The sequence below is a fragment of the Streptomyces sp. NPDC059224 genome, from assembly GCF_042754285.1.
Taxonomy (GTDB): domain Bacteria; phylum Actinomycetota; class Actinomycetes; order Streptomycetales; family Streptomycetaceae; genus Streptomyces.
Genome location: NZ_JBHZAN010000072.1, coordinates 25,316 through 31,784, shown reverse-complemented (window position 1 = coordinate 31,784; position 6,469 = coordinate 25,316). Strand labels below are relative to the sequence as shown.

General features: G+C 71.7%; 6 protein-coding genes. 2 read left to right on the top strand and 4 right to left on the bottom strand.

Annotation, left to right across the window (positions count from 1 at the left end; genetic code table 11):
• Window positions 1–90: 90 nt before the first annotated feature.
• From ACFXI4_RS43415 to ACFXI4_RS43405, 3 genes are all read right to left on the bottom strand, one after another.
• On the bottom strand, window positions 91–720 hold the full coding sequence (locus tag ACFXI4_RS43415) for a hypothetical protein (RefSeq protein ID WP_385002897.1): 630 nt from the start codon (window positions 718–720) through the stop codon (window positions 91–93).
• 8 nt (window positions 721–728) lie between these two features.
• Window positions 729–3,068 carry an FHA domain-containing protein gene (locus ACFXI4_RS43410; RefSeq protein WP_385002895.1) on the bottom strand — a complete coding sequence of 780 codons (2,340 nt, stop codon included), beginning with the start codon at window positions 3,066–3,068 and terminating at the stop codon, window positions 729–731.
• A 92-nt stretch (window positions 3,069–3,160) separates the two neighbouring features.
• Entirely contained in the window at window positions 3,161–3,571 is a 411-nt protein-coding gene (locus ACFXI4_RS43405) for a hypothetical protein (RefSeq protein WP_385002900.1), read from the bottom strand.
• Between the two features lie 311 nt (window positions 3,572–3,882).
• Between ACFXI4_RS43405 and ACFXI4_RS43400 the strand changes: the two genes are divergently transcribed.
• A complete protein-coding gene (locus ACFXI4_RS43400; protein ID WP_385002892.1) occupies window positions 3,883–4,266 on the top strand; it encodes a nuclear transport factor 2 family protein in 384 nt (127 codons plus the stop codon).
• A 67-nt stretch (window positions 4,267–4,333) separates the two neighbouring features.
• Here ACFXI4_RS43400 and mgrA read toward each other — a convergent pair whose 3' ends face one another.
• Window positions 4,334–5,326, bottom strand: a complete 993-nt coding sequence (gene mgrA / locus ACFXI4_RS43395; RefSeq protein ID WP_385002889.1) for an L-glyceraldehyde 3-phosphate reductase — start codon at window positions 5,324–5,326, stop codon at window positions 4,334–4,336.
• A 110-nt stretch (window positions 5,327–5,436) separates the two neighbouring features.
• Between mgrA and ACFXI4_RS43390 the strand changes: the two genes are divergently transcribed.
• Window positions 5,437–6,351 (top strand): LysR substrate-binding domain-containing protein, encoded by a 915-nt coding sequence (locus tag ACFXI4_RS43390; RefSeq protein WP_385002886.1) that lies wholly within the window; start codon window positions 5,437–5,439, stop codon window positions 6,349–6,351.
• Window positions 6,352–6,469 lie beyond the last annotated feature (118 nt).

The following is a 6,469-nucleotide window of genomic DNA, read 5'->3' as shown; positions in this document are numbered from 1 at the left end:
GCTGCACACCTACAATCACCACCGCGGACACACCGCGCTCAAGGGCCAACCACCCGCCAGCCGCGTCCCCAACCTCACAGGGCAATACACCTAGCGCTGCCGCTCACCGTCGGTGGTCACGACACGCGTGGGGTGGTGGCCGGGATCGTGGCCGGCCGGCCCGGGCCGGCCGGTGCGATGTCCGTCGGCCGGGCCCGGGCCGGTGAAGTCCCCCTCCACGAGGTCCCCGTCGGTGACGTCCCGGTCGGTGAGGTACGTCGTGAGCCGCCGTCCGTCGCCGTACAGCCAGCGTCCCTCGGCCGGGTCGTACAGCCACATGGACTCCCCGTCGACCACCACCCCGATGCGCAGCCCGCGCGTACGGCCCTGGAAGGTCTCCCCGTCGAGGCTGCCGCCGGCGAGGTCCTCGACGGCGTCCCGGTAGTCGGCGAGGGCCCGCGCCGCCCGGTCCAGCAGGGGGCGCGGGTCGGTGGCGTCGGCGGCCGGGCCGCCGGTCAGGGGCGGGTCCACGGGTACGGCGACGAGGTAGCGGCCGTCGACCCAGGCGGCCCAGCCGTTGGCACAGCCGATGTGGGCCCAGTCGCCGCGCCGCTCCACGAGCTGCACCGGCAGCAGCGGGTCCAGGGGCACGGTCGGCCGGGCGGGGTCGGGGGCCTCCCAGGCGGGCATGCCGTCGGACGGGACGACGTGGGTGGGCCGGAACCCTGGGCTCGTGGTCATCGCCTCGCCTACTTCCGCATCACGGCGGGTTCGTGGCGGCGCAGCAGCCGTGACAGGACACAGCCGAAGGCCGCGGACAGCACCACCAGCATGACCATGTTGCGCAGCCAGACGCCCGCCGAGTGCCGGAAGAACGGGTCGGCGGTGAGTTTGCCCGGCACGATCCGGTGCAGGTCGACGGTGCCGGCCATGGCGCCGAGCGCCCACCGCGAGGGCACCAGCCAGGCGAGCTGTTCGAGACCGGGTACGCCGTCCAGTTTCAGCAGGGTTCCGCAGAAGACGACCTGGACGACGGTGAGCAGCACCAGCAGCGGCATCGTCACCTCCTCCTTGCGGACCAGGGCGGAGATCAGCAGGCCGAGCATCATCGCCGTGAAGGAGAGCACGGCCACGGCGACGGTGATCTCCAGCAGGGGTGGCATCAGCACCCCTTCGCCGCCGGGCGCGTCGAGGGCGACGCCGGCCAGACCGACCTGGGTGAGCACGATCGCCTGGAGGACGGTGATGGCGCCGAGGACCACGACCTTCGACATCACGTACGCCGATCTGGGCAGGCCGACCGCTCTTTCGCGCTGGTAGATGACGCGTTCCTTGACCAGTTCACGGACCGCGTTGGCCGCGCCGGTCAGCACGCCGCCCACGCACAGGGTGAGCAGGGCGTTGGTCGCGGTGTCGAAGGTGAGCCTGTTGCCGGCCACGGCCCGGGCCATCGCGCCCATGACGAACGGCAGTCCGATCATGATGGCGAGGAAGGTGCGGTCGGCGAGGAGCGCGGCGGTGTAGCGGCGCACCAGGGTCGAGAACTGGGCTCCCCAGCTGCGCGGCCGCGGCGGCGGGGGCGCGGCGACCGGTCCGCTGCGCGGCAGGACGGGCTGGCCGCTGGAGTTCACGATGTACTTCCGGTGGTACGACGAGGCGCGGAACTCCCCCGCCCAGTCCCGGTCGGTGTCCCGCTCGAACGCCTCGAAGGCCTCGGGCCATTCGCCGAAGCCGAAGAAGCCGAGGGCGTCGCCGGGCGGGCCGAAGTACGCGGTCCGGCCGCCCGGCGCCAGGACCAGGAGACGGTCGCAGGCGTCGAGGCTGAGCACGCTGTGGGTGACGACGATGACGGTACGGCCGTCGTCGGCGAGGCCACGCAGCATGTTCATCACCGAGCGGTCCATGCCCGGGTCGAGTCCGGAGGTCGGTTCGTCGAGGAAGAGCAGCGAGGGCTTGGTCAGCAGTTCCAGGGCGACGCTGACCCGCTTGCGCTGGCCGCCCGAGAGGCTGTGCACGGGCTGGTCGGCGCGCTGTTCGAGGCCGAGTTCCCCGATGACCTCCTCGACCCGCTCCCGGCGCTCGGCCTTCGCGGTGTCCTCGGGGAAGCGCAGTTCGGCGGCGTAGGTGAGGGCGCTGCGCACGGTCAGCTGGACGTGCAGGATGTCGTCCTGCGGGACCAGGCCGATGCGCTGGCGCAGTTCGGCGTAGTCGCGGTAGAGGTCGCGGCCGTCGTAGAGGACGGTGCCGTGCTCGGCGGGGCGCTGGCCGGTGAGGGCGCCGAGCAGGGTGGACTTGCCGGCGCCGCTGGGCCCGACCACGGCGAGCAGGCACTTCTCGCCGACCGGGAAGGAGACGTGGTCGAGCAGGATCTTGCGGCCGCGGTCGACTGCGACGGTGAGTTCCTGGACGTCGAGGGAGACCTCGCCGGTGTCGACGTACTCCTGCAGCTGGCCGTCGACCAGGCAGAACGCCGAGTGGCCGATGCCGACGACGTCCCGGGGTCCGAGCGGTGCGCGGACCACGGAGCGCCCGTTGAGGTAGGTGCCGTTGTGGCTGTCGAGGTCGACGATCTCGTGGCTGCCGTCGGGGTGGACGCGCAGTTCGGCGTGGTGGCGGGAGACGATCAGGTCGTCGACGACGATGTCGTTGTCGGTGGCGCGGCCGATCCGGACGGTGCGGGCGGGCAGTCGTCGTACCGAGGACGGCTGCCGGAAGGTGCCGGTGCGGCTGGGCATCGAGACGACGGAGGGGCGGTCCGGGGCGGGTGGCGGGCGGCCGACGAGAACGGCGCTCGGTCCGTCGGCGGGGCTGCCGAAGCGGATGACGGTACCGGGGCCCACTTCCCATTCCCGGATGCGGCGGCCGTCGGCGTAGGTGCCGTTGGTGCTCTGCTCGTCGTGGAGGGTCCAGTGGTCGTCCGCGGGCTTCAGCACCGCGTGGTGCCAGGAGACCCGGGAGTCGTCGATGACGATGTCGCTGTACGGGTCCCGTCCGACGTGGTAGTCGCGGCCCGGGCTCATCACCGTGGATCCCGTGTCGGTCTCCAGGACGAGTTCGGGCGCCGTCGAGGTGACCGGCCGCTCCGCCATGACCAAAATTCTACCGATTTGTCAGCTCATACGCCCTACACGCCCGACCACGTCGCCGGGCTGCGGACCGCACGGGCGGCGGCTGTCACGCGTCAGGCCACGGGGACGACGAGGGAGGGGATGGTGCGCTGCATACGGAGGGCGTCGACGGACTCGGCGAGCAGTTCGTACTCGGTGGTGTCGTCCTGGACGGCGATCCGCACCAGCCGTCCGCCGGCCAGTTCGTCGGCGACGAGTTCCTGGCGGACCACGTCGGCGCACCAGGCGCGCAGCAGACCGGGTACGTCCGAGACGGCCGCCCCCACCGGGACGAGCGCCCCCTGCGGATATCGCGGATTCTCGGGTAAGGGGTCCAGCCGTTCCGCGATCCACGACGCCCGGTCCCGTAACCACCACAGCGCGAGTGCCAGGGTCGGCGCACGGTAGGTGCCCAGCGGAACGCCGATACGCTGCCCGCCGCAGACGCCGTATGCCGTGACATGGCACAGGAATTCGTCGTGCACGATCACTCCCCCGTAGCTCGCCGGTGTGCCGTCGCGGGCCGGTGTTCCGTGCGGCTCCTGTGCGGTGAAGTGCTCCTGACATTCGAGTATGTTCACTTTCGAAACACTGTCACCACATCTTTCCGGCCAGTCTCTTGGCATATTCCGCCTACGAATTGGCCGAAATGCGCCAGCTGTACGGACCCGTCTTCATTACCCGAGGGGTAATCGACCCGTCACGCGGATCCGGGCATGGTGGTGCCAACGGATCGCCGCAAGCCGCGATCCACTCCCTGACCAGCCATGACACCCTCGTTGGAGGCTGATTCACCATGTCCGTGAACACCGAGCGTCACCAGGCCGCCGCCGCCCGCTACTTCGAGGCCTGGAACGCCGCCGAGCCCGAGGCGCTGGGCAAGGCGGTCGCGGAAGCCTGGACTCCGGACGGCACCTACACCGACCCGCTCGCCGACGTGGCCGGGCACGCCCAGATCACGGCCGTGATCGCGGCGGCGCACGAGCAGTTCCCGGGTTTCGCGTTCCGTCTCCTCGGGGCCGTCGACGGCCACCACGACACCGCGCGCTTCGGCTGGGAGCTGGTGAACCAGGCCGACGGTTCGGCGCCGGTGGCCGGTTTTGACGTGGTCACACTGAGCGAGGACGGCCGGATCCGGCAGGTGCTGGGCTTCCTGGACCGGGTGCCGGACGGGGCCTGACCCGGCCCGGTGAGGCGGACGCGGTGCGGTCCGCCTCACCGGGCCGGTCACCGGCGGGCGACGACGCTCAGCGGCTGACGATCGCGTCGATCCGGGCCAGTTCCTCGGCGTCGAAGTCGAGGTTGGCGACGGCGCCGACGCAGTCCTCGACCTGCTGCGGGCTGCTCGCGCCGATCAGCGCGGAGGTCACCCGGCCACCGCGCAGCACCCAGGACAGGGCGAGCTGGGCGAGGGTCTGGCCGCGGCCCTTGGCGACCTCGTCCAGGGCGCGCAGCCTGCCGACCAGGTCCTCGGTGACCGCGTCCGAGTTCAGGAACGGGCTGCCGCTCGCGGCCCGGGAGCCCTCCGGGATGCCGTCGAGGTAACGGCCGGTGAGCAGCCCCTGCTCCAGCGGGGAGAAGACGATGGAGCCGACCTGGAGCTCGTCGAGGGCGTCCAGGACGCCCTCGGTCTCCGGGCGGCGGTCCAGCATCGAGTAGCGCGGCTGGTGGATCAGGAGCGGGGTGCCCAGCTCGCCGAGGATCCGGGCGGCCTCGCGGGTCTGCTCCGCCGAGTAGTTGGAGACGCCGACGTACAGCGCCTTGCCCTGCTGGACCGCGGAGTGCAGGGCGCCCATCGTCTCCTCCAGGGGAGTCTCCGGGTCCGGCCGGTGCGAGTAGAAGATGTCGACGTAGTCCAGGCCCATCCGGTTCAGGGACTGGTCCAGCGACGACAGCAGGTACTTGCGCGAACCCCACTCGCCGTACGGGCCGGGCCACATCAGGTAGCCGGCCTTGGTGGAGATCACCAGCTCGTCGCGGTACCCCGCGAGGTCCGCCTTCAGCGCCTCGCCGAACGCCGACTCGGCGGAGCCGGGCGGCGGACCGTAGTTGTTGGCCAGGTCGAAGTGGGTGACCCCGAGGTCGAAGGCGCGGCGCAGGATGGCACGCTGGGCCGTCACGGGCCGGTCGGGCCCGAAGTTGTGCCACAGGCCGAGCGACAACGCGGGAAGCTTCAGACCGCTGCGGCCGCTGCGGCGGTAGGGCATGTCGGCGTAGCGGTCGGGGTGTGCGGTGTACAACGCGACTCCAGAGGGGTGGGCACAGGATCTACCGGCTCCACTCTTCCCCGAGCCCCGGCAGTGGTCCAACAGGAGAATGCGATGGAATTGTGCGGCTAGGCTTCTCAATCATGGAACTGCGCCACCTTCAGCACTTCGTCGCCGTCGCCGAGGACCAGCACTTCACCCGGGCCGCGGAACGGCTGCTGGTGTCCCAGTCGGGCCTGTCCGCCTCCATCCGGGCCCTCGAGCGGGAACTGCGGGCGCCGCTGTTCGTGCGGACCACCCGCCGGGTGACGCTCACCGAGGCGGGCCGGGCGCTGCTCGGTGAGGCGGAGCGCATCCTCGCACAGGTGCGGTCGGCGCACGAGGCGGTGGCCGCGGTGCAGGGCGTGCTGCGCGGGACGCTGGCGCTGGGCACCGAGCAGTGCATCGCCGGTGTGCATGTGGCCGGGCTCCTGGCCGCCTTCCGGCGACGCCACCCGGATGTGGAGATACGGCTGCGGCAGGCCGGTTCGGGCGCCCTCGCCGAGGAGGTGGCGGCCGGGCGGCTGGACCTGGCGTTCGCCTACCGCACCCAGGACGACACCGACCAGCTGCGCTCGGTGGCCCTGACCGGCGAGCCGATGACCGTGCTGTGCCATCCCAGCCACCGGCTGGCCACGGCCGGCGCAGCGGTGCTCCCGGCGGACCTCGGCGGGGAGGTGTTCGTCGACTTCCACCCGGACTGGGGCCCGCGCCGTACGACCGACTCGGCCTTCGCCGCGGCGGGCGTACGGCGCACGGTCGCCCTGGAGGTCAACGACGTGCACAGCCTCCTCGACCTGGTCGACGAGAACCTCGGGATCGCCGTGGTGCCCCGGCACTTCCGGCACAAGCGGCCCGCGCTGACCGCGCTCGCGCTGAAGGACACGGACGAGGACGTGTACGAGACGGTCGCCCTGCTGCCGCCCGAGACGGCCACCAGCCCGGCGGCCCGGGCGCTGATCACCTTGCTGGAGACAGGGGGTCTGGCAACGCTCCCGGAGGGGGGCCATCCCTCCTGACCTCGGCTTCCCGATCGGCGCGGACGCGCCGACGGCGGAAGTGACGCATCGCCGGTCTCCGTTCCTCCGGGGTGCGTTCGCGCCGGTCACGGAGGAACTCACGGCCTCGGCCCGGTGG